The sequence below is a fragment of the Stenotrophomonas sp. genome, assembly GCF_036662295.1.
In the GTDB taxonomy this organism is placed as follows: domain Bacteria; phylum Pseudomonadota; class Gammaproteobacteria; order Xanthomonadales; family Xanthomonadaceae; genus Stenotrophomonas.
In genome coordinates, this window is the sequence record NZ_JAVWXA010000032.1 from 1 (window position 1) to 24343 (window position 24343).

The 24343-nt window shown below is 70.4% G+C and carries 20 protein-coding genes; all 20 read left to right on the top strand.

Annotated features, from left to right (window positions below; all coding sequences use genetic code 11):
* The coding region (locus tag RSA25_RS08525) for a S8 family serine peptidase (protein WP_332808462.1) at nucleotides 1-587 on the top strand (587 nt) is incomplete at its 5' end.
* 247 nt (nucleotides 588-834) lie between these two features.
* Entirely contained in the window at nucleotides 835-2562 is a 1728-nt protein-coding gene (gene gspE / locus RSA25_RS08530; RefSeq protein ID WP_332808463.1) for a type II secretion system ATPase GspE, read from the top strand.
* Nucleotides 2563-2599: 37 nt separating this feature from the next.
* Nucleotides 2600-3820: a type II secretion system F family protein gene (locus RSA25_RS08535; protein WP_332808464.1), complete on the top strand. Its 1221-nt coding sequence runs from the start codon at nucleotides 2600-2602 to the stop codon at nucleotides 3818-3820.
* A 39-nt stretch (nucleotides 3821-3859) separates the two neighbouring features.
* Nucleotides 3860-4288: a type II secretion system major pseudopilin GspG gene (gene gspG, locus RSA25_RS08540; RefSeq protein WP_332808465.1), complete on the top strand. Its 429-nt coding sequence runs from the start codon at nucleotides 3860-3862 to the stop codon at nucleotides 4286-4288.
* A gap of 93 nt (nucleotides 4289-4381) precedes the next feature.
* A complete protein-coding gene (locus tag RSA25_RS08545) occupies nucleotides 4382-4801 on the top strand; it encodes a GspH/FimT family pseudopilin (protein ID WP_332808493.1) in 420 nt (139 codons plus the stop codon).
* The gene (locus RSA25_RS08550) at nucleotides 4798-5214 is read left to right on the top strand and encodes a prepilin-type N-terminal cleavage/methylation domain-containing protein (protein ID WP_332808466.1); all 417 of its coding nucleotides are present in this window, start codon (nucleotides 4798-4800) and stop codon (nucleotides 5212-5214) included. Before RSA25_RS08545 ends, RSA25_RS08550 begins: the two co-directional genes overlap by 4 nt.
* The gene (locus RSA25_RS08555; RefSeq protein ID WP_332808467.1) at nucleotides 5211-5852 is read left to right on the top strand and encodes a prepilin-type N-terminal cleavage/methylation domain-containing protein; all 642 of its coding nucleotides are present in this window, start codon (nucleotides 5211-5213) and stop codon (nucleotides 5850-5852) included. The genes RSA25_RS08550 and RSA25_RS08555 overlap by 4 nt, the downstream gene beginning before the upstream one ends.
* A complete protein-coding gene (locus RSA25_RS08560) occupies nucleotides 5849-6712 on the top strand; it encodes a type II secretion system minor pseudopilin GspK (protein ID WP_332808468.1) in 864 nt (287 codons plus the stop codon). Before RSA25_RS08555 ends, RSA25_RS08560 begins: the two co-directional genes overlap by 4 nt.
* A complete protein-coding gene (locus tag RSA25_RS08565) occupies nucleotides 6709-7869 on the top strand; it encodes a PilN domain-containing protein (protein WP_332808469.1) in 1161 nt (386 codons plus the stop codon). The genes RSA25_RS08560 and RSA25_RS08565 overlap by 4 nt, the downstream gene beginning before the upstream one ends.
* Nucleotides 7844-8617 carry a type II secretion system protein GspM gene (gene gspM, locus RSA25_RS08570; protein ID WP_332808470.1) on the top strand — a complete coding sequence of 258 codons (774 nt, stop codon included), beginning with the start codon at nucleotides 7844-7846 and terminating at the stop codon, nucleotides 8615-8617. Before RSA25_RS08565 ends, gspM begins: the two co-directional genes overlap by 26 nt.
* Nucleotides 8607-9413, top strand: coding sequence for a hypothetical protein (locus RSA25_RS08575; RefSeq protein WP_332808471.1), 807 nt, complete (start codon nucleotides 8607-8609; stop codon nucleotides 9411-9413). The genes gspM and RSA25_RS08575 overlap by 11 nt, the downstream gene beginning before the upstream one ends.
* Nucleotides 9414-9423: 10 nt before the next feature.
* Entirely contained in the window at nucleotides 9424-11646 is a 2223-nt protein-coding gene (gspD, locus tag RSA25_RS08580; RefSeq protein WP_332808472.1) for a type II secretion system secretin GspD, read from the top strand.
* A 106-nt stretch (nucleotides 11647-11752) separates the two neighbouring features.
* Nucleotides 11753-12610, top strand: a complete 858-nt coding sequence (locus tag RSA25_RS08585; protein ID WP_332808473.1) for a glycosyltransferase — start codon at nucleotides 11753-11755, stop codon at nucleotides 12608-12610.
* Nucleotides 12607-13443, top strand: coding sequence for a glycosyltransferase family 2 protein (locus RSA25_RS08590; RefSeq protein WP_332808474.1), 837 nt, complete (start codon nucleotides 12607-12609; stop codon nucleotides 13441-13443). The genes RSA25_RS08585 and RSA25_RS08590 overlap by 4 nt, the downstream gene beginning before the upstream one ends.
* Before the next feature lie 140 nt (nucleotides 13444-13583).
* Entirely contained in the window at nucleotides 13584-14759 is a 1176-nt protein-coding gene (gene pncB, locus RSA25_RS08595; RefSeq protein WP_332808475.1) for a nicotinate phosphoribosyltransferase, read from the top strand.
* Between the two features lie 171 nt (nucleotides 14760-14930).
* Nucleotides 14931-16112: a UDP-N-acetylglucosamine 2-epimerase (non-hydrolyzing) gene (wecB, locus tag RSA25_RS08600; protein WP_332808476.1), complete on the top strand. Its 1182-nt coding sequence runs from the start codon at nucleotides 14931-14933 to the stop codon at nucleotides 16110-16112.
* Nucleotides 16109-18322, top strand: a complete 2214-nt coding sequence (locus RSA25_RS08605; RefSeq protein WP_332808477.1) for a hypothetical protein — start codon at nucleotides 16109-16111, stop codon at nucleotides 18320-18322. Before wecB ends, RSA25_RS08605 begins: the two co-directional genes overlap by 4 nt.
* Before the next feature lie 6 nt (nucleotides 18323-18328).
* On the top strand, nucleotides 18329-20473 hold the full coding sequence (locus RSA25_RS08610; protein ID WP_332808478.1) for a glycosyl transferase family protein: 2145 nt from the start codon (nucleotides 18329-18331) through the stop codon (nucleotides 20471-20473).
* The gene (locus RSA25_RS08615) at nucleotides 20470-23286 is read left to right on the top strand and encodes a hypothetical protein (RefSeq protein ID WP_332808479.1); all 2817 of its coding nucleotides are present in this window, start codon (nucleotides 20470-20472) and stop codon (nucleotides 23284-23286) included. Before RSA25_RS08610 ends, RSA25_RS08615 begins: the two co-directional genes overlap by 4 nt.
* A gap of 19 nt (nucleotides 23287-23305) precedes the next feature.
* Nucleotides 23306-24340 (top strand): twin-arginine translocation pathway signal, encoded by a 1035-nt coding sequence (locus RSA25_RS08620; RefSeq protein ID WP_332808480.1) that lies wholly within the window; start codon nucleotides 23306-23308, stop codon nucleotides 24338-24340.
* The last annotated feature ends 3 nt before the right edge of the window (nucleotides 24341-24343 follow it).

Genomic DNA, 24343 nt, shown 5'->3' on the forward strand with positions numbered 1-24343 from the left:
CCTCGCCGGAACTGGGGACCTCCGATTACGGCGGCAAGGGCGGCACCTCGATGTCGTCCCCGCACGTGGCGGCGGTGGCGGCGCTGGTGCAGAGCGCGCGCATCGCCAACAACCGCGATGCGTTCACGCCGGCCCAGCTGGAAACGCTGCTGAAGGAAACCGCGCGCAAGTTCCCGGTGACGATCCCGGCGGCCACGCCGATCGGCACCGGCATCGTGGATGCCAAGGCGGCGCTGGCCAAGGCGCTTGAGCAGGAGTGCACCGAAAACTGCGGCCCGACCGCGATTCCGCTGACCAACAAGGTGGCGGTGGGTGGCCTGAGCGGTGCCGGTGGCAGCGAAGTGCTGTACAGCTTCGAGGCGCAGGCCGGCAAGGTGCTGAGCGTGCTTACCTACGGTGGCAGCGGCAACGTGTCGGTGTATGTGAGCCAGGGCAAGGAGCCGACCGCGACGGTGTTCGATGCCAAGTCGGCGCGCCCGGGCAACAGCGAAACCGTGCGTTTCACCGCGCCGGTGGCGGACACGTACTACATCAAGCTCGTCGGCGAGTCCGCGTTCAGCGGTGTGAGCGTGGTCGCCAACCAGTAAGCGTGTGTGGCATGGGGAGCCGATCTTGTGATCGGCTCCCCATTTTTTTTGTCACCTGGGTAGAGCCACCCCATGGGTGGCTGGCCTGATCGTGCGCTGCGTGCAGCCACCCATGGGGTGGCTCTACCGATGATCGTGCGCTCGTGCAGCCACCCATGGGGTGGCTCTACCGATGATCGTGCGCTGCTTGCAGCCACCCATGGGGTGGCTCTACTGCTAAAGTCGCAGGGTCGCCAGGAGAGCTTCAGTGAACGCGGTTGCCCACGATCCCCTTGCAGAATCCAGTGCGGAAACCCGCATCGTCGAGGCATTGCTGCACAACGGCCGCCTCAAGGACGGCGACCTCGCCCGTGCGCGCCCGCTGCATCGTGAAGCCGGTGGCAGCCTCCTGCAACTGCTCGTCCGCCTCGGCCTGGTGTCCGAGCGCGACCACGCCCAGACCGCTGCCGAGGTACTCGGCCTGCCCCTGCTTGACGCCCGCGCCGTTCCCGACGCCGCGCCGGAATCGCTGCTCGATGCGCTGCCGCTCTCGCTGCGCTTCCTCAAGCAGTTCCACGTCTGCCCCTTGTCGCTCAACGAGGGCGTACTCGCGCTCTGGCTGAGCGATCCGCAGGACCCCTATGCCGCCGATGCCGTCCGCCTGGCCATGGGCGTGCCCGTGCACCTGCACGTCGGCCTGCGTTCGGAGATCGACGACCTCATCGAGCGCTGGTACGGCCAGGGCCGCAGCGCCATGGGCGCCATCGTGGAAACCGCCGATGGCGAGGGCGCCGTTGTCGATGACATCGAACACCTGCGCGACCTCGCCTCCGAAGCGCCGGTCATCCGCCTGGTCAACCTGGTCATCCAGCGTGCCTTCGAACTGCGCGCCTCGGACATCCACATCGAACCGTTCGAGAACCGGCTCAAGGTGCGCTATCGCGTCGATGGCGTGCTGATCGAAGGCGAAAGCCCGCCGGCCAACCTCACCGCGGCGGTCATCAGCCGCATCAAGATCATGGCCCGGCTCAACATCGCCGAGCGCCGCCTGCCGCAGGATGGTCGCATCATGCTGCGCGTGCAGGGCAAGGAGCTGGACCTGCGCGTCAGCACCGTGCCCACCGCGCACGGCGAAAGCGTGGTGATGCGCCTGCTCGACCGCGACACGGTCGTGTTCGATTTCCATCGCCTCGGTTTCACCGACGCCTTCCTGCCGCAGTTCCGCAAGGTGCTCGACCAGCCGCACGGCATCCTGCTGGTGACCGGCCCCACCGGCTCGGGCAAGACCACCACGCTGTACACCGCGTTGAGCCAGCTCAATACCGCCGACGTCAAGATCATCACCGTCGAGGACCCGGTCGAATACCAGATCGAGGGCATCAACCAGATCCAGGCCAAGCCGCAGATCGGGCTCGATTTCGCCCATGCCCTGCGCAGCATCGTGCGCCAGGACCCGGACATCATCATGATCGGCGAAATGCGCGACCTGGAAACCGCGCGCATCGCCATCCAGTCCGCGCTCACCGGCCACCTGGTGCTGTCCACCCTGCACACCAACAACGCCGCCGGCGGCATCACCCGCCTGCTCGACATGGGCGTGGAGGATTACCTGCTCACCTCCACCATCAACGGCATCCTGGCCCAGCGCCTGGTGCGCCGGCTGGAGCCGCAGCACGCACAGCGCTACGCCGCCTCGCCCGAACAGATCGAGGCCTTCGACCTGCGCCGGCTGCAGCCGGAGGGCGAGATCTTCCTGTACCGCGCGCAGCCCTCGGCGATCGCCCCGACCGGTTACCTCGGCCGCACCACCATCATGGAATTCCTGGTGATGAACGACGAGCTGCGCCGTGCGGTGATGCGCCGCGCGGGCATGGGCGAGATCGAGCAGATCGCGCGCGCCGCCGGCATGCGCACCATGTACGAGGATGGCCTGTCCAAGGCGCTGCTCGGCCACACCACGCTGGAAGAAGTGCTGCGCGTGACGGAGGAATCCTGATGCGCGCCGGGCGTTGCCGGCAGGCGGGGCGCTGAGCATGGCGCTGTACCGCTACAAGGCGCTCAACGCCCACGGCGAGCTGTTCGACGGCCAGATGGAGGCCGCCAGCGAAGCCGACGTGGCCGCGCGCCTGCAGGACCAGGGCCACCTGCCGATGGAAGCGCGCCTGGCCAGCGAAGGCGTGGCCAGCGCCACCTCCTGGGCCACGCTGCTGCGGCGCAAGCCGTTCGACGGCGGCGCGCTGGTCCAGTTCACCCAGCAGCTGGCCACGCTGCTGGGCGCCGGCCAGCCACTGGACCGCGCGCTGACCATCCTGCTGGAACTGCCCGAGGACGAACGCAGCCGCCGGGTCATCACCGAGATCCGCGACGTGGTCCGTGGCGGTGCCTCGCTGTCCACCGCGCTGGAGCGCCAGCACGGCCTGTTCTCGCGCCTGTACATCAACATGGTGCGCGCCGGCGAGGCCGGCGGCAGCCTGCACGACACCCTGCAGCGGCTGTCGGATTACCTGGAGCGTAGTGCCGAGCTGAAGGGGAGGGTGATCAACGCCCTGATCTACCCGGCCATCCTGCTGGCGGTGGTCGGCGGCGCGCTGTTGTTCCTGCTCGGCTACGTGGTGCCGCAGTTCGCGCTGATGTACGAAAGCCTGGACGTGGCGCTGCCGTGGTTCACCCAGTGGGTGCTGGCTGCCGGGCTGGTGGTGCGCGAAGGCTGGCTGGCGATGATCGTGGTGCCGGCGCTGGCGCTGCTGGTGATCGAGCGCAAGCTGCGGCAACCGGCGTTCCGCCTGGCGATGGACGGCTGGCTGCTGCAGCGCAAGGGCATCGGCCCGCTGCTGGCCAAGCTGGAGACCGCGCGCCTGGCGCGCACCCTGGGCACGCTGCTGCGCAATGGCGTGCCGCTGCTGGCCGGCCTGGGCATCGCGCGCAACGTGCTGGCCAACCGCGTGCTGGCCGCCGAGGTGGACACCGCCAGCGACGAGGTCAAGAACGGCAGCGGCCTGTCGCTCGCGCTGTCGCGCAACAAGCGCTTCCCGCGGCTGGCCCTGCAGATGATCCAGGTCGGCGAGGAATCCGGCGCGCTGGACGCGATGCTGCTCAAGACCGCCGACACGTTCGAACAGGAAAGCGCGCGCGCCATCGACCGCCTGCTGTCGGCGATGGTGCCGGTGATCACCCTGGTGCTGGCCTCGGTGGTCGGCCTGGTGATCGTGGCCGTGCTGGTGCCGCTGTACGACCTCACCAACGCCATCGGCTGACGATGGCCTCCCCCTGACACCCCGCAAGGAGTTTGCCGCATGCAACGCCGCCTGACCCGTTTTTCCTCGCCGCGCACCCAGTCGGGCATGAGCCTGCTGGAAATCATCATCGTCATCGTGCTGATCGGCGCGGTGCTCACCCTGGTCGGCAGCCGCGTGCTCGGTGGCGCCGATCGCGGCAAGGCCAACATCGCCAAGGCCCAGATCCAGACCGTGGCCGGCAAGGTGGAAAACTTCCAGCTCGACACCGGCAAGCTGCCCACCAAGCTGGATGACCTGGTCACCCAGCCCGGCGGCAGCAACGGCTGGCTGGGGCCGTATGCCAAGCCGGCCGACCTCAACGATCCGTGGGGCCACGCGCTGGAATACCGCGTGCCCGGCGAAGGCCAGCCGTTCGACCTGATCAGCCTGGGCAAGGATGGCAAGGTGGGCGGCACCAGTTACGACGCCGACATCCGCTACGAGTAAGCCTGATTGCCGGTCCTGGTCCCGCCTGCCCACCGCCCGCCCCGTCGCCTGCCGCGCCCTGCGCACGGCGCGGCCGGGCTGTCGTTGCTGGAGATGCTGCTGGTGGTGGCCTTGATCGCCATCGTCGGGGTGGTGACCGCCACGGCCATGAACGGCGGCATCGACGGCATGCGCCTGCGCAACGCCGGCAAGGAGCTGGCCACCCAGCTGCGTTACACCCGCACCCAGGCCATCGCCAGCGGCGAACGCCAGCGCTTCGTCATCGATCCGCAGGCGCGCACCTGGGCGGGGGCCAACGGCCGCCACGGCACGCTGCCCGATGCGCTGGAGGTGCGTTTCCGCGGCGCGCGCGAAGTGGCCACCGCCGGCGGCAAGGGCGCCATCGCGTTCTACCCCGATGGTGCCTCCAGCGGCGGCAGCATCGACCTGCAGGTGCGCAGCGCGGTCTGGCACATCGAGGTGGGCTGGATCACCGGCGAAGTGCGCTCGGGCCAGCCGCGGGGGCGCCCATGAAGCGCCAACGCGGTTACTCGCTGCTGGAAGTGATCGTTGCCTTCGCCTTGCTGGCGCTGGCACTGACCCTGTTGCTGGGCAGCCTGTCCGGCGCCTCGCGGCAGATCAGACAGGCCGACCTGCGCAGCCGCGCGGTGCTGCACGCGCAGTCGCTGCTGGCCGAAACCGGCGTGGTCGAGCCGCTGCAGGCCGGCGAGCGCAGCGGCCAGTGGGAAGACGGCCGTTATCGCTGGCAGCTGCAGGTGGCCCCCTACGTGGACCCGCGCGCTGGCGCGGTGGCCGTGGCCGAGCCGGTGGCCGGCCCGGAGCTGGCACAGCTGTCGCTGGAGGTGCGCTGGGGCGAAGGCCAGGGCGAACGCCTGCAGTGGCGCAGCCTGCGCCTGCTGCCCGCACCGACCGGGGCGCCGCGATGAGCGCCGCCCGTGCCCGTGCCGCGCGCGGCTTCACCCTGATCGAAGTGCTGCTGGCCACCGCGTTGCTGGTGGGCGGCCTGGCATTGGCCTTCGCCACCGTGCGCTCGGCGATGGCGATCAGCCAGCGCGGCGAGCGCATGGTGGCCCAGAACGAGCGCATGCGCGCGGTGGAGGGGTTCCTGCGCCGGCGCCTGTCGACGGCGATGCTCACCGCGACCACGCCGCCCGATCCCACCCGCGAGCCGGTGTATTTCCAGGGGGAGGCCCAGCACATGCTGTTCGTCTCCGACCTGCCCGGTTACCTCGGCCGCGGCGGCCCCTACGTGCACGAGCTGCAGGTGCGCGGCAGCGGGCAGGCACAGCGGCTGGAACTCACCCTGACCCTGGTGCAGAACGGCGAGCGCATCGAGGAAACCCCGGTGCGCCCGCCCGAAATGCTGGCCGACCAGCTGCGGGCGGTGCGCTTCCGCTATCGCGGCGTGGACCCGCGCAACGGCCAGCTGGGCGACTGGCAGGACCGCTGGGACGACACCCGGCGCCTGCCCAGCCTGGTGTCGATCAGCGTCACCCCGCAGCAGGGCCCGGCCTGGCCGCCGATGGTGGCTGCCTTGCCGCAGCAGCGTGGGGCACGCCCATGAGGTACGCGCGCGGGGCCGCACTGGTGCTGGTGCTGTGGCTGATCGCCCTGCTCACCGCGGTGGTCGGCGCGTTCGCGCTCAGCGCGCGCGTGGAGCACCTGCAGCAGCGCGTGATCGGCGACGATGCGATCGGCCAGGAGCATGCGCGCGCCGGGCTGGAATACGCGCTTTATCGGCTGCAGCCCACGGCCAGCCGGCCGGCCTGGGTGGCCGACGGGCGCCGCTACCGCTGGCAGTTCGACCAGCGCCGGATCGACCTGCGCATCGTCGATGAGAACGGCAAGATCAACCTGAACCTGGCCGACGCCACCCTGCTGGAGGCCTTCCTGCGGGCGATGGGCGTGGAACCGGCGCGTGCCCGGCAGCTGGCCGGGGCGATCGTGGACTGGCGTGATGCCGACAGCCTCAAGCAGCCCATCGGCGGTGCCGAGCTGCCCGAATACGTAGCCGCCGGCCTGCCTTATGGCCCGCGCAACAACCGCTTCGAGACACTCGGTGAACTGCAGCGCGTGCTGGGGATGGATGCGGCGTTGTATGAACAACTGGCGCCCATGCTGACCCTGTACAGTCGGCAGTCGCGTCCGGATCCGCGTTTCGCCTCCGGGCCGGTGCTCACCGCACTGGGCCTGGATGCCGAACAACTGCTGGCCCAGCGCGAGCAGTCCCAGCGCGGCGACGTGCCGGAAGTGGGCGGTGCGGCGCTTGCCAGTGGCAGCGGCACCTATAGTATCGAGAGCCGCGCAATGGATGACCGCGGCCGGGTGTCTGTCCTGCAGGGCGTGGTACGCATGGGGGCGTCAGGCACGCCGGGAACGACTTACACAGTACTTCGTTGGGAACAGGGAATGGCAGCACGATGACGGCATGGCGGGACAGTCTGGTGCGGGCGCAGGGGCAGGTGGCGCCGGGCGTGGGCAAGGGCCTGCGCTGGTGGCGGCGTTCGCTGCTGGCGTGGCTGCCCGAGCGCTGGCAATGGGCGCTGGGCTGGTCGCGCGCGCGACTCATGCTGCGCCAGCACGGCGATCAGTTGCAGGTGCTGCGCCAGACCGGCGCGGCGTGCGAGACCGTGCTTGAACTGCCGTGGCCGCAGACGCCGGCCGCGCTGGAGCAGCGCCTCGATGCGCGGCTGCGCACGCTGCCCCGGCATTGGTTGCTGCCGGCCACCGCCGCGCTGCGCCGCCCGATGCGCCTGCCCGCCGCTGCCGGCGCGCGCCTGCGCGACGTGGTCGGTTTCGAGATCGATCGGCAGACCCCGTTCGAGCCGGCGCAGGTCAGCTTCGATGTGCGCGAACTCGGTGCGCTCGAGGATGGCCAGCTGCAGGTGGAACTGGTGGTGATGCCACGCAGCGCGCTGGACCAGTGGGCCGACCAGGTCGGCCCGTGGGCGCAGGCGCTGGCCGGCATCGACGTGGAAGACGGACAGGGCCACCCGCTGGGCGTGAACCTGCTGCCGCCGGCACAGCGCCAGACCCTGCGCGACCCGATGCGGCGCTGGAACCTGCTGATGGCCGCGGCCACGCTGGTGCTGCTGGCCCTGGCCGGGCAACAGATCCTGGACAACCGCCAGGCCAGCGCCGACGTCCTGCGCGAGCAGGTCAACGCCGCTGCGCGCGATGCCCGCCAGGTGGCCGCCGAACGCCAGCAGCTGCAGACCCTGGTGGAAGGCGCCGCCTTCCTCGAACAGACCCGCGGCGCCCACGCCAGCACCGTGGAGCTGTGGAACGAACTGACCCGGCTGCTGCCCGACGGCACCTACCTGGAAAAACTCTCGGTGGAGGGCCAGTCGCTGCAGCTGATCGGGCTCAGCCGCGAAGCCTCCCAGCTGGTGCCGCTGCTGCAGGATTCGCCGCTGTGGCGCAAGGTCAACCTGACCGGCGTGCTGCAGGCCGACGGCGGCGCGGCCGGCCGCGATCGGTTCACCCTCACCGCCGAACTGCAGCCGCTGCCCGGCGCACCGGTGCCTGCCGCGCCCGCCGCCCCGGAGGTTGCCGATGGCAATGCCAACGACACGCCGTGACCGCTGGCTGGCCCTGGCGCTGCTGCTGGCGGTGATCGCGCTGGCTTACCTGCTGCTGGTGCACCCCTGGTTCACCCGGCCGCTGCTGGCCATCAACGCCGAGATCAGCGAACTGCAGGAACGCGACCAGCGCGTGCAGGCCCAGCTGCAGCAGCGGCGCCCGGTGGCGCAGGGGTTGCAGCAGGTGCAGGCAGCACTGGCCGGCCGCCCCGGCTTCCTGCGCGAGGCTACCGCCGAATCGGCTGCCGCCGCGCTCTCGGCGCGCCTGCAGGACGCGGTGGCCTCGGCCAGTCCGGGCAACCGCAGCTGCACCATCAGCAACCGCTCGCCGCTGCAGGACACCCGCACCGACAGCCCGTTCCCGCGGATCGCGTTGCAGGTGCGCCTGCGCTGCGGCATCCCGGAGATGGCCGCCGTGCTGCACACCCTGGAGACCGGCAGCCCGCGCCTGTTCGTCAACAACCTCAACCTGCTCGCCCAGCGTTTCCAGCAGTCGCCCAACGAGACCGGCACCGGCCTGGATGTGTCCTTCGAGCTGGTGGGCTACCTCAAGCCGGCCGGGCAGGGCGATGCCGCCCCGGCCGCCGCGCCCGCTGCGGCCTTGCCGGTCGATGCCGGCAGCGGCCTGACACCGGCGCCGGCCATGGCCATGCCCGACGACCCGCAGGCCGGCGCGGGCGATGCGGCCACCAGCGCCGCCGACGCCGCGGCCGCCGCACCGGCGCCGGAGGATGCCCATGAAGATTGAACTGGCGTCCCTGCGCAGCTGGTGGCTGGCCACCGCGTTGGCGTGGGCCGCGGCCATCTGGATCGCCAGCCTGTTCGGGCTGGGCGGGCGCATCCCCGCCGCCGCCGATGGCGACCGCAGCGCCTCGCCGCTGCCGGTGTTGCCGCCCGCATTGCCCGAGCGGATCGCCTCGGCCGAGGCTTATGCACAGATCGGCGCCCGCCCGCTGTTTGCCGAGGACCGCAAGCCGCGGCCGTACCTGCTGGGCGGCAGCGAACCGGGCGCGAGCAGCGCGGTCAGCCTCACCGGCGTGCTGCTCACCAGCGAGTTCAGCATGGCCATCCTCACCACCGACCAGAAGCAGTCGCTGCGGTTGCGCCTGAACGGTGAGCCGGTCAACGGCTGGCAGCTGCTGGCACTGGAGCCGCGCAGCGCCACGGTCAGCGGCCCCGGTGGCACCCAGACGCTGGAGTTGAGCGTGTTCAACGGCCAGGGCGGTGAACCGCCCACCGTGCTGGGCAACCCGGTCAACGGGGCGGTGCCGCCGGCCGGTGCCGGGGCCGCGCCGATCGGGGTGCCGCCACCGGCACCGCGCCCGGCGCTGCCGGCCAGCGCCACTGCCACCGCCAATGCCGCCGCCAGCGGCACCGCGCCGGCCGCGCCCACGCCGCCGGCGTCCAACCCGGCCTCGCAGGGCCCCAGTGATGCGCAGATGCAAGCCATCCGCGCGCGCATCCAGGCGCGCCGCCAGCAGCTGCAGCAACAACAACAACAGTCGCAGCGACCGCCCGCGGGCGGCTCCGGCCAGAACAACTAGAGTGCACAGCATGACACTGCGTCTTTTTTCCCCGCGTTACTTCTGCCTGTCCCTCGCCCTGGCCCTGCTGGCCGGGTGCGCCACGGTTCCCGCCCCGGAGGTGCGCCGCAACGCCGACGTCGCTGGCAGCCCGCAGGGCGCGGCCGGCGGCAGCCCGGGCGATGCCGTGCAGGTGCAGCCGCTGGACAACGAGGGCGCGCCGCAGGCCATCATCCGCCGCGGCACCGGCACCATGATCAACCGCACTGCGGCCGCCGCCGCCGCCCCTTCGCTGTCGCAGGCGGGCAACGGCACGGCCACCTTCAACTTCGAAGGCGAGTCGGTGCATGCGGTGGTCAAGGCCATCCTCGGTGACATGCTGGGCCAGAACTACGTGATCGCCCCCGGCGTGCAGGGCACGGTCACCCTGGCCACGCCCAAGCCGGTGTCCTCGGCGCAGGCGCTGAACCTGCTGGAGATGGTGCTGGGCTGGAACAACGCCCGCATGGTCTACAGCGGTGGCCGCTACAACATCGTGGCCGCCGACCAGGCGCTGGCCGGCACCGTGGCGCCCAGCACCGCGCCGGCCGCCAATGCCCGGGGTTTCGAGGTGCGCGTGGTGCCGCTGCAGTACATCTCGGCCACCGAGATGAAGAAGGTGCTGGAGCCGTATGCGCGCCCCAATGCCATCGTCAACGTGGACAGCGGCCGCAACGTGATCACCCTCGGGGGTACCCGCAGCGAGCTGGAAAACTACCTGCGCACGGTCGAGATCTTCGACGTGGACTGGCTGTCGGGCATGTCGGTGGGCGTGTTCCCGATCCAGACCGGCAAGGCCGAACAGGTCGCCGCCGACCTGGAAAAAGTGTTCGGCGAGGACAGCAAGACCCCCAGCGCCGGCATGTTCCGCTTCCTGCCGCTGGAGAACGCCAACGCGGTGCTGGTGATCACCTCCCAGGTGCGTTACCTGGACCAGATCCAGCAGTGGCTGGAGCGCATCGACAGCGCCGGTGGCAGCGCGCGCCTGTTCTCCTACGAGCTGCGCTACGTCAAGGCCAAGGACCTGGCCGAGCGCCTGGCCGAGGCCTTCGCCAATGAAAACGGCCGTGGCGGGCGCGGCAGCAGCAGTTCGCTGGCCCCTGGCGCCACCGCGATGGAACTCGGCGGCCGCGACGGCAACCTCAACAACACCAACCTCAGCAACCCCTCCAGCGGCACCGGCACTGGCAGCGGACGCGGCGGGCTGGGCGAGGGCAGCCTCAACCTGCCGCAGCGCCAGTCCGGCAACGCCAGCTTCAGCCTGGAAGTGCAGGGCGACACGGTGGGCGTGTCGGCGGTGGAGGAAACCAACACGCTGCTGGTGCGCTCCACCCCGCAGGCCTGGCGCTCCATCCGCGAGGTGATCGAGAAGCTGGATGTGATGCCCATGCAGGTGCACATCGAGGCGCAGGTGGCCGAAGTGGCGCTCACCGGCGACCTCAGCTACGGCGTCAACTGGTTCTTCGAACAGGCCGTGACCACCGGCAAGACCGAAAGCGGCATCGACCTGCCCAGCGCGCTGGGCCGCTCGATCTGGGGCAGCATCTCCGGCACCGTCGGCGACGGCGGGGTGGGCTGGACGTTCCTCGGCAAGAACGCCGCCGCGGTGGTCAGCGCGCTGGACAAGGTGACCAACCTGCGCCTGCTGCAGACCCCGTCCATCTTCGTGCGCAACAACGCCGAGGCCACGCTCAACGTGGGCACGCAGATCCCGATCAACTCGGTCTCGGTCAACACCGGCATCAGCGACAGCACCTACAGCCAGGTGCAGTACCTGGACACCGGCGTGATCCTCAAGGTGCGCCCGCGCATCACCCGCGACGGCGTGGTGTTCCTGGACATCGTGCAGGAAGTCAGCTCGGCCGGCGCGGTCCCGGCCGGCTGCGACCCGACCAAGAGCACCTGCAACCCGCCGATCAATACCCGCAAGATCTCCACCGAGGCGGCCGTGCAGAGCGGGGACACCATCATGCTGGCCGGCCTGATCACCAACTCCGACGAGGACGGCGCCAACGGCGTGCCGGGCCTGAGCCGGATCCCGGTGATCGGCGCGCTGTTCGGCAAGAAGAGCCAGAAGAACGAGCGCTCCGAAGTGATCGTGCTGCTCACCCCGACGATCGTGCGCAACGCGCAGGAGTCGCGCAACCTCACCGACGAATACAGCAGCCGCTTCCGCGCCATGGAGCCGTTCCCGGCGCCGAAGAAGAAGGACTGAACCGCCGCGCCGCTGTCATCGCGGCCGGTGCGCCTGCTACGCTGCGGCCAAGCGGCGGCCTGCGGCATGCACGGCCGCCAACCGCACGCCGCGCACAGGGGGACCGATGGGGACGATCGTGTTGCTGCCGATCGGGGTCGATGACACCGCGCTGGACCGGTGCCTGGGGGCACTGGATGCCGGCACCCCCGCCGGCACCGCGGTCTGGCTGGCCGATGACGGCCAGGCCGGGCCGCGCGCGCAGGCGGTGATCGACCACTGGCTGGCGCACACCCCGCTGCGGGCCGAATACACCCGCCGCGCGCGCAGCATCGGCGAGGTGGCGCACCTGGACGAGATGCTGGCCGCCTGTGCCGGCGCCGAGGTGGTGGTGCTGGCCCCTGACGCGATACCCGCCCCGGGCTGGCTGCAGCAGCTCGACGCCTGCTTCGCCCGCGACCCGTCGATCGGCTCGGCCACCCCGTGGTGCAATGCCGGGGAGACCGCGGCCTGGCCGCGCCTGGGCGAGATCGACCCGGTCCCGGCCGACCTGGCCGCGCTGGCCCAGGCCTGCGCCGCACTGCCGCCGATGCATCCGGAGCTGCCCTCGGCGGTCACCCATGCGGTGCTGCTGCGCGCCAGCGCCCGGCGCAAGGCCGGTGGCCTGGACATGCACAGCTACGGCTCGTGGAATGCCGCGCTGATCGACCTGAGCCTGCGCATGGCCGGGCTGGGCTGGCGCAACGCGCTGTGCGAGACCGCCTTCGTGGCCCGCGCCAGCGAGGCGCTGTCCTTCGACGGCGACATGGACGCGCTGGGCACGCGCTGGCCGGGCTGGCCACCGCGCCTGGCCGCGTTCCTGATGGGCGATCCGCTGCTGGCCACGCGCCAGGCGCTGCAGCAGCTGCACCGGCAGGCGATAATGCCGCGGTCCCAGGGCGATCTGTTCGCCACGCCCGCCGCCCCACCGGAGTCGCCTGTTTGAGCCCTGCCATCGCCGCGATCATCGTCAGCTACCAGAGTGCCAGCACGCTGGAGGGCTGCCTGGCGCGGCTGCGCGCCGCGCATGGTGTGGTCGAGATCCGCGTGGTGGACAACGGGTCCACCGATGCCACCCTGGACATCGTGCAGCGCCACGCCAGCGCCGATCCGCGCGTGCGCTTCATCGCCAACCCGGACAACCCCGGCTTTGCCGCGGCCAACAACCAGGGCGTGGCCGACAGCCAGGCCCCGTGGCTGGCCTTCATCAACCCCGACGTGCTGGTGGAGCCGGACACGTTGGCCCTGCTGCACGCACGCGCGCTGGATCTGGGCGATTGCCTGCTGGGCGTGGAGCAGGTGGACGAACAGGGCCAGCCGGACGCGGCCGTGCGCCGGCGCGACCCGGATTTCGGCGCGATGCTGCGTTCGCCCGGGCAGGGCGCGCGGCTGGCGGTGCCGGCCGACCCCGGCCAGGCGCTGCAGCCGGTGCCGGTGCTGTCCGGCGCGCTGCTGCTGATGCCGCGCGCGCTGTTCGACCGCATCGGCGGCTGGGACGCCGGCTACCGCCTGCATGCCGAAGACCTGGACCTGTGCCGGCGCGCCCGCGAGGCCGGCGCGGTGGTGGCCATCGCCAACGACCTGCAGGTGGTGCATGTGCGCGGCGTGTCCAGCCGCTCGCGTCCGTTCTTCGTGGAATGGCACAAGCACCGCGGCCTGTGGCGCTACTTCCGCAAGTTCGAGGCGCGCCAGCGCAGCCTGCCGGTGCAGGGCGCGGTGTTTGCCGCGATCTGGGCCCACGCCGTGCTGCAGATCCCCCGCCTGCTCCGCCCCCGGTAGGTACCGACCGTCGGTCGGTACGCACCAGGCACGCACCGACCGTTGGTCGAACGCACCAGGCAGGTACCGACCGTTGGTCGAACGCACCAGGCAGGTACCGACCGTTGGTCGGTACACGCGGCCGGGCGCATAATCGGGGCATGATCATCCAGTCCCTGCTCGACACCGACCTCTACAAGTTCACCATGATGCAGGCGGTGCTGCACCAGCACCCCGGCGCCCAGGTCCAGTACCGGTTCAAGTGCCGCACCCCCGGCATCGACCTGGCCAGCTGCATCGACCAGATCAACCTGGAGATCGACCACCTCTGCCAGCTGCGCTTCACCGCCGAAGAGCTGGATTACATGCGCGGGCTGCGCTTCGTCAAACCGGATTTCGCCGATTTCCTCGGCCTGTTCCACCTGGACCGCAAGTACATCGCGCTGCGCGCCTCGGCCAGCGTGCCCGGCGAGATCGAGCTGGAGATCACCGGCCCCTGGCTGCACACCATCCTGTTCGAGGTGCCGCTGCTGGCGATCATCAACGAGGTCTGGTTCCGCACCACCACCACGCCGGATTTCGCCGAGGGCGAGCGCCGCCTGCAGGCCAAGACCGCGCTGCTGCGCGACACCCCCGGCTTCGAACTGTGCCGCATCGCCGACTACGGCAGCCGCCGCCGCTATTCGCGCGCCTGGCACGCGCGCATGCTGCCGATGCTGCGCGACGCGCTCGGGGCGCAGTTCGTGGGCACCAGCAACGTGCACTTCGCGCGGCTGTATGGCATGACCCCGCACGGCACCATGGCCCACGAGTACCTGCAGGCCTTCCAGGCGCTGGGCCCGCGCCTGCGCGATTCGCAGGTGGCGGCGCTGGAGTCGTGGGCGCGCGAGTACCGCGGCGACCTGGGCATCGCGCTGTCCGACGTGGTCGGGCTGGACGCGTTCCTGCGTGACTTCGACATGTACTTCTGCAAGCTGTTCGACGGCGTGCGGCACGATTCCGGCGATCCCTTCGCCTGGGGCGACCGCATGCTGGCGCACTTCAAGGAGCGCCGCGTGGACCCGCGCAGCAAGGTGCTGGTGTTCAGCGATGGCTTGAACATCGAAAAGGTGATGCAGCTGTTCGACTACTTCCGCGGGCGCTGCCAGGTCGCCTTCGGCGTGGGCACCCACCTCACCAACGACCTGGGGCCGACGCCGCTCAACATCGTCATCAAGATGGTCCGCTGCAACGGGCAGCCGGTGGCCAAGCTCAGCGACTCGCCCGGCAAGAGCATGTGCGATGACCCCGGCTACCTGGCCTACCTGCGCCAGGTGTTCGAACTTTCACCGGAGTAAAACGGACAAAAAAGCCACAATGAAGCGTGTCCCGGGGCAGTTAGTGACGCATAGCGTCACTTCCTCGGGAAAATGTGATGGACATCACGTTGCACTGGCTAGCACGGCGCACTTGGCCTACGATTTGCGTGATGGAAGTCACAGTCGTTGGTTTTCACAGGGAGCGGTCAGGTGAAGGTTCTTTCTGTTTTTGGTACGCGGCCCGAAGCCATCAAGATGGGGCCGCTGGTCCGCGCGCTGCATGCGGCGCCCGGCATCGAGTCCATCGTCTGCATCACCGGCCAGCACCGGGCGATGCTCGACCAGGTGATGTCCCTCTTTGACATCCACCCCGATCACGACCTCGACGTGATGGTCGCCAACCAGACGCTCAACGGACTGTGCTCGCGCCTGTTCGCCAAGCTGGACGCGCTCTACGAGCAGGTCCAGCCCGACCGCGTGCTCGTGCACGGCGATACCAGCACGGCCATGACCGCCGCGCTGGCCGCCTTCCATCGGCGCATCCCGGTGGCGCACGTGGAAGCCGGTCTGCGCACCGGCGACCTGCAGCAGCCGTGGCCGGAAGAAATGAACCGACGCGTGATCGACGTGGTCGCCGACCACCTGTTCGCGCCCACCGACAGCTCGCGCTACAACCTGGAACAGGAAAACCTGGCCGGGCGGATCAGCGTGACCGGCAACACGGTCATCGACGCCCTGCAGCAGACGGTGGCGCGCATCGACGAGGATGCCGCGCTGCGCGCCTCCATCGACGCGCACTTCCCGTTCCTGGCCTCGGACCGCAAGCTGCTGCTGGTCACCGGCCATCGCCGCGAGAACTTCGGCGGCGGCTTCGAGAACATCTGCCGCGCGCTGGCCGAGCTGGCCCAGCGCGACGACCTGCAGATCGTCTACCCGGTGCACCTCAACCCCAACGTGCAGGGGCCGGTGCACGCCCACCTGGGCGGGCTGGACAACGTGCACCTGATCCCGCCGCAGGATTACCTGGCCTTCGTGCGCCTCATGCAGCGCGCCCACGTGGTGCTGACCGACTCCGGCGGCGTGCAGGAAGAAGCGCCGGCGCTGGGCCGGCCGGTGCTGGTGATGCGCGATGTCACCGAGCGCCCGGAAGCGGTGCAGGCCGGCGTGGTGCGCCTGGTGGGCACCGACCCGGCGCGGATCGTGGCCGCCGCCCACGCCGCGTGCGACGGCCCGCGCGTGGCCGCGCACTTCATCGCCGATGCCAGCCCCTACGGTGACGGCCGTGCCTCGGCACGGATTGTGGCCGCCCTGCGCGGCGAACCGTTCGCCGAGTTCGTCGCCGCGCGCAGTGCCTCGAAGTCCCATTCCTCATTTTCCGAAGTGACGCCATGACCCAGACCAACCGTAGTACCGCCCGCATTCCCCAGGTATTACCGCTGGCCTTGGTCCTGGCCCTCCCGTTCGCCACCGCCCACGCCGCCGACAGCGCGGCCGGGCAGTTCAGCGAGTGGGCCGCCGATGCCACCGTGACCCGCAGCATGACCCTGCGCGAGCTGGGCTTCCGCCAGCCGCTCACCCTGAGCGGGCAGGAAAGCCAGCGCGAGGTCTACCTGCCGGTCCCGGCCGGCGTGGCCACCCGCGATGCGCAGCTGCAGCTGGATGGCCGCTACGTGCGCGGCCACACCGGGCGCAGCTCGGCGCTGTGGTCGGTCGATGGCGACCCGGTCGCGGCGCGCTCGATCACCGATGCGCAGGGCGATGCCAGCCAGACCATGGGCATCGATGGCCTGCCGCGCGAGAACGGCTTCGTGCGCGTGGGCGTGGGCTGGTGGTCGGTGGTGTCGGACTACCGCTGCGCCGACCAGAGCGCGCCGGCCAACGTGCTGCGCCTGTCGCCGGATTCGCGCTTCAGCTATCGCTTCGACGGTCGCGCGGTCAACACCGTGGCCAAGGCCTGGGGCGCGTTGCCGGCCCGGGTGCGGCTGCTGGTGGACGGCAAGGCCTTGCAGGCACCGGCGTATGACGCGGCCTGGCGGGTCGGCGCGGCATTGCGCAATGGCGGCAAGCAGGTCGAGGTGGTGGCACTGCCGGTGGTGGGCAGCAGCGTGGACCTGACCGGCATCAACATCCCGGCCAGCCTGCAGGGCGTGCCCGCCTATGCGGCGCTGTCGGCCGGCGGCAGCCAGCACCGCATCGGCAGCCTGGCCGAAGTGGGCGCGCTGCTGTCGCTGCGCGATTCCGGCCCGCTGGCGGTGGACGTGGCGATCAGCTCCGATCCGTTGCGGGCGGCCGTGCGCGCCGCGCTCGATGCGCTGGCCACCGAAGTGGGCGCCAGTGGTGGCGATGCCGGCGCGGCCTTCGCCGCGTGGCGCGGCAGCGACATGGCGGCGCTGGAGAAGGGCGTTGGCCCTGCCTCGGTCAGCGTATCGGCCGTGGCCGGGCGCCCGACCCTGGTGGTCGCCGCCGATGCCGGCGCCAAGGTGGCCGGGCTGCTCAGCGAGCAGTGGCGGTCCTATGCGCTGGGCCGCACCCTGCAGGTGGCCCAGGCCAATCCCGCCCCGGTGGGCGAGGATGCGGTGCTGCTCAGCCGGCTGGGCAACATCGCCGGCACGCTGGACATCGTCACCCGCGGCGATCGCACCGCCAGCTTTGAACTGGGCGCGCTGTCGGCCGACGGCCGCCTGCCCGACCAGGTGGTGATCGACGTGTCCGCCGCGCCCAACGCGGCCGGGCAGGGCGCGGTCGCCAGCATCTACTTCAACGATTACCTGCTGGGCGCCAAGGTGCTTGCCGCCGACGGCAAGCCGCAGCGCCTGGTCGCCAAGGTGCCGGCCTATGCACTGGCCGCGCGCAATGAAGTGCGGGTCGGCTTCCTGCGCCAGCCGGCGCGCCCGTACTGCCACGATCCGGCCACCGCCTTCCCGGTGTCCATCCTGCCCAGCAGCCATCTGAAGCTGGCCAAGCGCACCCTCAACACCGACTTCGTCGGCGCGGCCAGCCAGCTGGCGCATGCCAACGAGGTGTTCGTGCCGACGGCGTGGCTGCAGGATGCCCCGGCCTCGCTGGGCAAGGTGATCGCCATCGCCAGCGCGGTCGGCGTGTCGCCGCAGGCGGCCGAGCTGAAGGTGGTCGCCGCCGGCACCGCGATCAGCCCGGGCAAGCCGTACCTGGCCTTCGCGCTGGCACCGTCCGGAGTGGACCCGGCCGGTCTCAAGGACGGCCGCCTGGTGGTCAAGGGCAGCAAGCAGTCGCTGCTCGACCTGGCCGGCCTGGACCACGCCGCCGCCGTGCAGGTGGTCGATGGCGGTGGCCAGACCGGCGTGATCTACACCGATCTGGGCGCGCAGGGCCCGACGCTGGACCAGCCGTTCCGGCTGCTGCGTGGCGACCTGGCCGTGCTCGACGGCAGCGGCGTGGTGAGCGACTTCGACAGCCAGGACCCCTACGGGGCGCGCCTGGCCGATGCCGGCAACCCGCAGCCGTGGTGGCAGCAGCACATGATCTGGCTGCTGGTGCTGGTTGGCCTGGTGGTGTTCGCCCTGCTGGCGGCCCGCGTGGCCCAGGTCCGTCGTCGCCGCAAGTCCGGCAGCAACGGTCACTGACCGGCCGTGGACGGTCTGTTCTGGAACATCCAGCTGGCCAACTACTACGCCGCCCTGGAAACAGTGGCGGCGGCGGTAGCCGTGCTGATCCTGATCTCCAGCCTCGATGACCTGTTCATCGACATCTGGTATTGGGTGCGCGAAAGCTGGCGCACGCTGACCGTCAAGAAGCGCCGCGAATACAAGCCGCTGACCCAGCAGGACCTGCTGCAGCGACCGGAACAGCCGCTGGCGATCATGGTGCCGGCGTGGATGGAATACGACGTCATCGCGCAGATGGTCGAGAACATGATCGACGTGCTCGACTACCGCGACTATGTCGTGTTCGTCGGCACCTATCCCAACGACGCCGAGACCATCGCCGAAGTGGAGCGCATGCGCCGGCGCTACAAGCGCCTGCGCCGCGTGGAGGTGCCGCATGCCGGCCCGACCAGCAAGGCCGACTGCCTCAACTGGCTGATCCTGTCGATCTTCGATTACGAAAAACGCCACGACCTCGAATTTGCCGGGGTCATCCTGCACGACAGCGAAGACGTGCTGCACCCGATGGAGCTGCGCTTCTTCAACTACCTGCTGCCGCGCAAGGACATGATCCAGCTGCCGGTGACCTCGCTGGACCGCGAGTGGTACGAGCTCATCGCCGGCGTGTACATGGACGAGTTCGCCGAATGGCATGCCAAGGACCTGGTGGTGCGCGAGAGCGTGTCCGGCATGGTGCCCTCGGCCGGCGTCGGCACCTGTTTCTCGCGCAAGGCGCTGCTGGCCCTGAGCGCGGCCACCGACAACCAGCCCTTCAACACCGACAGCCTTACCGAGGACTACGACGTGGGCGCGCGGCTGGCGGCGATGGGCATGCATTCGATCTTCGCCCGCTTCCCGGTGCAGTTCCGCGTGCGCCGGCCATCGTGGTTCGGCTGGGGCCCGGTGCGCGAGCGCACCCAGTCGATGGCGCTGTGCGTGCGCGAATACTTCCCCGACAACTTCCGCGCCTCCTACCGGCAGAAGGCGCGCTGGGTGCTGGGCATCGGCCTGCAGAGCTGGGAGACGCTGGGCTGGCGCGGCTCACTGGCCACCAAATACCTGCTGGCGCGCGACCGCAAGGGCATCGTCACCTCCTTCATCAGCATCATCGCCTACATCATCTTCGTGCAGCTGCTGCTGTTCTGGCTGCTCAAGGTGACCGGCGTGTGGACCACCCAGTTCCCGACCATCTTCCAGGCCGGCACCTGGCAGATGAACATTGCCCTGATCACCACCGCCGCGCTGGCCAGCCGCGTGGTGCAGCGCTTCTACTTCGTCAACCGCCTGTATGGGTGGGAACACGCGTTGATGTCGATCCCGCGCATGGTGGTCGGCAACATGATCAACTTCATGGCCACCGCGCGCGCGTGGCGCATGTTCCTGCTGTACCTGTTGTTCGGCAAGCGCATGGTCTGGGACAAGACCATGCACGACTTCCCCGATGCCTCGGCCCTGGTGCAGACGCGCAAGCGCCTGGGCGAACTGTTGACCACCTGGCAGGCGGTGGAGCCGGAACGGCTGGAGCAGGCGCTGCAGCAGCAGCAGGGCGGGCGCCAGCAGCCGCTGGGCCGCATCCTGGTGTCGCAGGGCTGGCTGGACGATGAAACCCTGGCCGAGGCGATCGCCTTCCAGGGCGACCTGGCGCGTGCGGTGATCGACGTGGATTACCTGCAGGCCGGGCAGTTCCCGGTGTCGGTGGAAGCCTGCGTGCAATGGCGCCTGTTGCCGTTGCCCGGCAGCACCGCCGAGACTTTGGCCATCGCCGTGGCCAACCCGCTCAACGAGGCCGAACTGGCGCAGCTGCTGCAGGACGTGCCGGCCACCGCGGTGGAGCAGTCGATCGCGCGCGAAAGCGAGATCAATGCCGGCCTGCGCCTGATCAGCGGGGAAAGCTACCGCATCGATGCGGTGCCCTTGCTGGGCGACCTGCTGGTGGAAATGCGCCTGATCGCCCGCGACCAGTTCGAGCGCGTGCTGGACGAATACAAGCCGCAACGCGACGGCCGCATCGGCGATTACCTGGTCAAGCACGGCGTGGCCACCGAAGCGGCCATCGCCGAGGCGGTGCGCGAGCAGCACCGCCGCTCCGGCCAACCCCAATACAGCGCCGACGGAGAGCTGAAGGCATGAGAACCACGTTGCTCTCCAGCATGATCGCGCTGGGCCTGCTCGGCCTGGGCACGGCCAGCGTGCACGCGCAGGAGCCGCTGCCGTTGTCGGGCAGCGCGTACCGCATCGCCGAGCAGGCGTTCGCCGCCTACGACCGGGGCGACTTCAGCACGGCCTACCGCACCGCCACCGAGGCAGTGCGCCTGCGCCCGGACGTGGCCCGCCTGCGCCTGCTGCAGATCTATGCCGCACAGAAACTCGGCCGTGCCGACGAGGCGCGCGCGCTGGCGCAGCGCGCCATCGCCGATGGCATCGCCGACCCGGCCCTGCCCACGCTGGCCGCTGCCGCCCCGCGCGGCACCGCCGCCGGTGGCGCGCGCGCGGCCGCCGCGGCCAAGCCCACCGCCGCCGAGCTGGCCTACCAGCGCGCCTTCGCCCTGGCCACCCAGGCCTATGAGGCCTACAACAGCGACCGCATGGCCGAAGCGGCCAGCAAGGCCGAACAGGCCTTCCGCCAGCAGCCCCGCCAGGGCGCGTGGGCCACCCTGTGGGTGGCCTCGCTGGAGGCGCAACAGCAGTTGGAACAGGCCGATGCCGCCGCCGCCGAGGCCATCGCCCTGGGCGCGCCCAACGTGGGCGACCTGAAGGCCAAGCGCGTTGCCCTTGGCCGCCAGCGCGCGGTCAAGCCGGCCCAGCAGGGCTACCAGGCGCTGATCGCGCAGGACTTCGGCGCGGCCACCGGCTTTGCCCGGCAGGCCGTGGCAAGCGCCCCGGACGTGGCCTCGCACCGCCTGCTGTTGATGACCGCGCAGCTGCTCGACGACCAGTTGCCCGCCGCCGAACTCACCGCCGACCAGGCGCTGGAGAACGACAACGAGGACACCGTGGCCCTGGTGATGCGCGCCTACCTGCGCCAGCGCCAGCAGAAGAGCGACCAGGCCAACGCCGATTTCGACGCCGCGCTCAAGCAGGACTGGCTGGACGAACAGCAGCGGCGCAACGTGCGCCTGCTGGCCGTCGATGCGGCCATTGCCGCCGGTGATCGCACGCGTGCCGCGCAGTTGCTGCAGCCGCTGCAGCAGCAGGGCGACGCCGACCTGGAGCCGGACGCGCGCAAGGCCCTGCAGGACGCGGTGGCCGAGCGCGGCAAGGCGCTGGCCCACGCCAAGGCCGGGCAGGCGCTGACCCTGGCCGACTATCCCGCCCCGTTCCAGCAGTGCCGCGATACCCCCTATGGCACCCAGTGCGAGGTGATGCCGGCCGACCTGCAGGGCGAGGGCGGTGCATCGCAGCGCGCCTATGCCGCCTTCGGCCGGCAGGATTACCAGGAAGCCATCCGCCAGGCCCAGCAGGCGGTCAGCGACGACCCGGCCAACCGCAACCTGCAGGCGCTGCTGACCACCACGCTGTCTGCCGGCGACCGCGTCCAGGCCGCGCAGGCACGCCAGCGCCTGGACGAGGCGCTGGCGGCCACGCCGGGGGACGCCTCGCTGCTGATGCAGCGCGGTTACCTGTACCAGCGCGTCGGCGAGCCGGTGCAGGCCCTGGCCGATTTCCGCGCGGCCCAGGCCACCGGCAAGGCACCGCCCACCGTGATCCTCGACCAGGCCTATGCCAGCGCCGCCAGCGGCGCCAACCGCGAGGCGGTCACCCTGCTGCGCGGGGCGATCGACAGCGCCGACGCCGGCACCCTCAAGCTGGACAAGGCGCAGCGCTACAACACCCGCAGCTCGATCGCCAACCTCTCGCGCGAGTGGGGCGTGATCGCCTCGGCCGGTTACCGCGGCGCGCGCCAGGCCGCCACCAACCTGGGCGGCGCGGCGATCAGCACGCCGGGCGATTCGGTGTTCGGCACGCTGGAAGCGTTCTGGCGGCCACCGCAGCTGAACACCCGCCACGGCACGCTGGAAGCCTACGCGCGCATCGCCAACACGCTGTACGACGAGGGCGGCACCTTCGAGTCGATCCTCGCCGTGGACCCCTGCACCGGGCAGGCCACCGAAGACGCGCGTGCACGCGCCGAGCGCCTGAGCCGCTCGCGCTCGATCGCCGGCTGGCCGTCCACCATCGGCTCCTTCGGCGTGCGCTACGCCTTCGGCCAGACCGGCCTGAGCGCGGGCCTGGAGCGCCGCCAGTTCATCGGCACCGCCACCCGCAACGGCGGCGTCTATCCCGATTCGGCCGCGATCCAGTGCCGCATCCAGATCGATTCCAACCGCCCGCTGCAGATCAACACGCTGGCCCGCTACCGCCTGGACAGCAACGCCGGCGGCTGGATGTCCTACCTCACCTACGGCTTCTACCACGGCACCGGCGTGCGTACCGACGTCAACCAGTGGTGGACCGTGAGCGGCTACGCACAGGGCGGCCTGAGCTGGGATGACAACCGCGCCCACTTCACCATCGATGCGCTGGATGCCAACGGCGATCCGTCGCAGCGCATCCTGCAGTCCGATGGCCGCCTGCGCCGCCAGCAGTGGTTCGGCGCGGCCGAGATCCGCGCCGGGCGCAGCTACCGCTTCGGCGCCGAGCAGACGCGCTGGGTGATCAACCCCTACCTGGTGGTCGGTGCGGACTGGATCGACCAGACCTCCAAGGTGCGCGGCATCGAGTACCCGCTGATCGGCAAGCAGTCCTTCAACCTGTCCGACACGGCCAGCAGCTGGTCGCTGGGGGCCGGTCCCGGCGTTGGCGTGCGTTACTGGTTCCGCGAAGACCATTACAACGCCGCGCGTTCCTACCTCGACCTGGCGGTGCAGTACCGCTTCGCCATCGGCGGCGGCGACAACCAGCGGGCCAAGGGCCTGTTCGCCACCGCCACGCTCTATTACTGATCCCGCAAAGGACTCGACGATGACCCACGCCCGATCCTCCGCCCTTTCCCCCCGCCTGCGCCCGATGCTGCTGGCCGCGCTGTGCAGCGCGCTGTGCGCAGCCACCCCGGTGCTGGCCCAGACCGTGCCGGCCAACGCGCCGGCCGCGGCCAACCAGGATTCCTCCATCGTGCTGATCGGCAAGGAGGGCTGGTTGTTCCCGGCATGGGGCAGCCTGACCGAGGTCGATGCGCCGGCCATCGCGCGCAACACCCAGCTGATCGCACAGGCGCGGACCGCGCTGGCCGCGGCCGGGGTGAAGCTGGAAGTGCTGGTGTTGCCGGACAAGGCGTTGTTCTACGAGGACAAGCTGCCCGAGGGCAAGCGCCTGGGCGAGGCCGTGCGCGGCCGCTACGCGCTGGTCCATGACGGGCTGGAAAAGGCCGGCGTGCCAGCCGTGGATGCGTTGCAGGTGCTGCGCCAGGTCAAGCAGGGCGGGCAGGAGGTGTTCTACCGCAGCGACCAGCACTGGACCCAGCCGGCCGCCGATGCGGTGGCCGTGGCCGTGGCCGCGCAGATCCACCAGCAGGTGCCCAGCCTGGCGGGCGAGGCGGGCTCGGGCATGGCATTGGGCAGCGAGATCAAGGAGCGCCGCTTCGGCGACCTGGCCGAACTGTTCCTCACCGATGACCAGCGCAAGACCATCGGCCGCGACACCTTCACCGTGCGCCGCCAGGCCGAGCAGCAGTCGCTGCTGGATGACGCGCCGGCCCCGGTGCATGTCACCGGGCACAGCATGGTGCAGCCGTATTTCGGTTTCCCGCAGAAGCTCTCCAACGTGCTCGATCGCCCGGTGTCGGTGAACTGGAAACCCGGCAACGTCGGCCACTGGGTGATGCTGCTGGAATACCTGGAGTCGCCCGAGTTCCGCCAGCACAAGCCGCAGGTGCTGGTGTGGCAGATGTTCGAGCCGTCCTACGTGCAGGGCCCGGAAGCGCGTGGCCAGTGGGACAACGCTTCGATCATGACGCCGCAGCAATGGACCGTGCGGTTGAACAAGGCCCTGGGGCAGTAACCC

Coding starts and splice junctions, on each gene's coding strand:
- RSA25_RS08535 (WP_332808464.1), top strand. CDS start 2,600: ATGGCGCTGTACCGCTACAAGGCGCTCAACGCCCACGGCGAGCTGTTC.
- gspG (WP_332808465.1), top strand. CDS start 3,860: ATGCAACGCCGCCTGACCCGTTTTTCCTCGCCGCGCACCCAGTCGGGC.
- RSA25_RS08545 (WP_332808493.1), top strand. CDS start 4,382: ATGCTGCTGGTGGTGGCCTTGATCGCCATCGTCGGGGTGGTGACCGCC.
- RSA25_RS08550 (WP_332808466.1), top strand. CDS start 4,798: ATGAAGCGCCAACGCGGTTACTCGCTGCTGGAAGTGATCGTTGCCTTC.
- RSA25_RS08555 (WP_332808467.1), top strand. CDS start 5,211: ATGAGCGCCGCCCGTGCCCGTGCCGCGCGCGGCTTCACCCTGATCGAA.
- RSA25_RS08560 (WP_332808468.1), top strand. CDS start 5,849: ATGAGGTACGCGCGCGGGGCCGCACTGGTGCTGGTGCTGTGGCTGATC.
- RSA25_RS08565 (WP_332808469.1), top strand. CDS start 6,709: ATGACGGCATGGCGGGACAGTCTGGTGCGGGCGCAGGGGCAGGTGGCG.
- gspM (WP_332808470.1), top strand. CDS start 7,844: ATGGCAATGCCAACGACACGCCGTGACCGCTGGCTGGCCCTGGCGCTG.
- RSA25_RS08575 (WP_332808471.1), top strand. CDS start 8,607: ATGAAGATTGAACTGGCGTCCCTGCGCAGCTGGTGGCTGGCCACCGCG.
- gspD (WP_332808472.1), top strand. CDS start 9,424: ATGACACTGCGTCTTTTTTCCCCGCGTTACTTCTGCCTGTCCCTCGCC.
- RSA25_RS08585 (WP_332808473.1), top strand. CDS start 11,753: ATGGGGACGATCGTGTTGCTGCCGATCGGGGTCGATGACACCGCGCTG.
- pncB (WP_332808475.1), top strand. CDS start 13,584: ATGATCATCCAGTCCCTGCTCGACACCGACCTCTACAAGTTCACCATG.
- RSA25_RS08605 (WP_332808477.1), top strand. CDS start 16,109: ATGACCCAGACCAACCGTAGTACCGCCCGCATTCCCCAGGTATTACCG.
- RSA25_RS08615 (WP_332808479.1), top strand. CDS start 20,470: ATGAGAACCACGTTGCTCTCCAGCATGATCGCGCTGGGCCTGCTCGGC.
- RSA25_RS08620 (WP_332808480.1), top strand. CDS start 23,306: ATGACCCACGCCCGATCCTCCGCCCTTTCCCCCCGCCTGCGCCCGATG.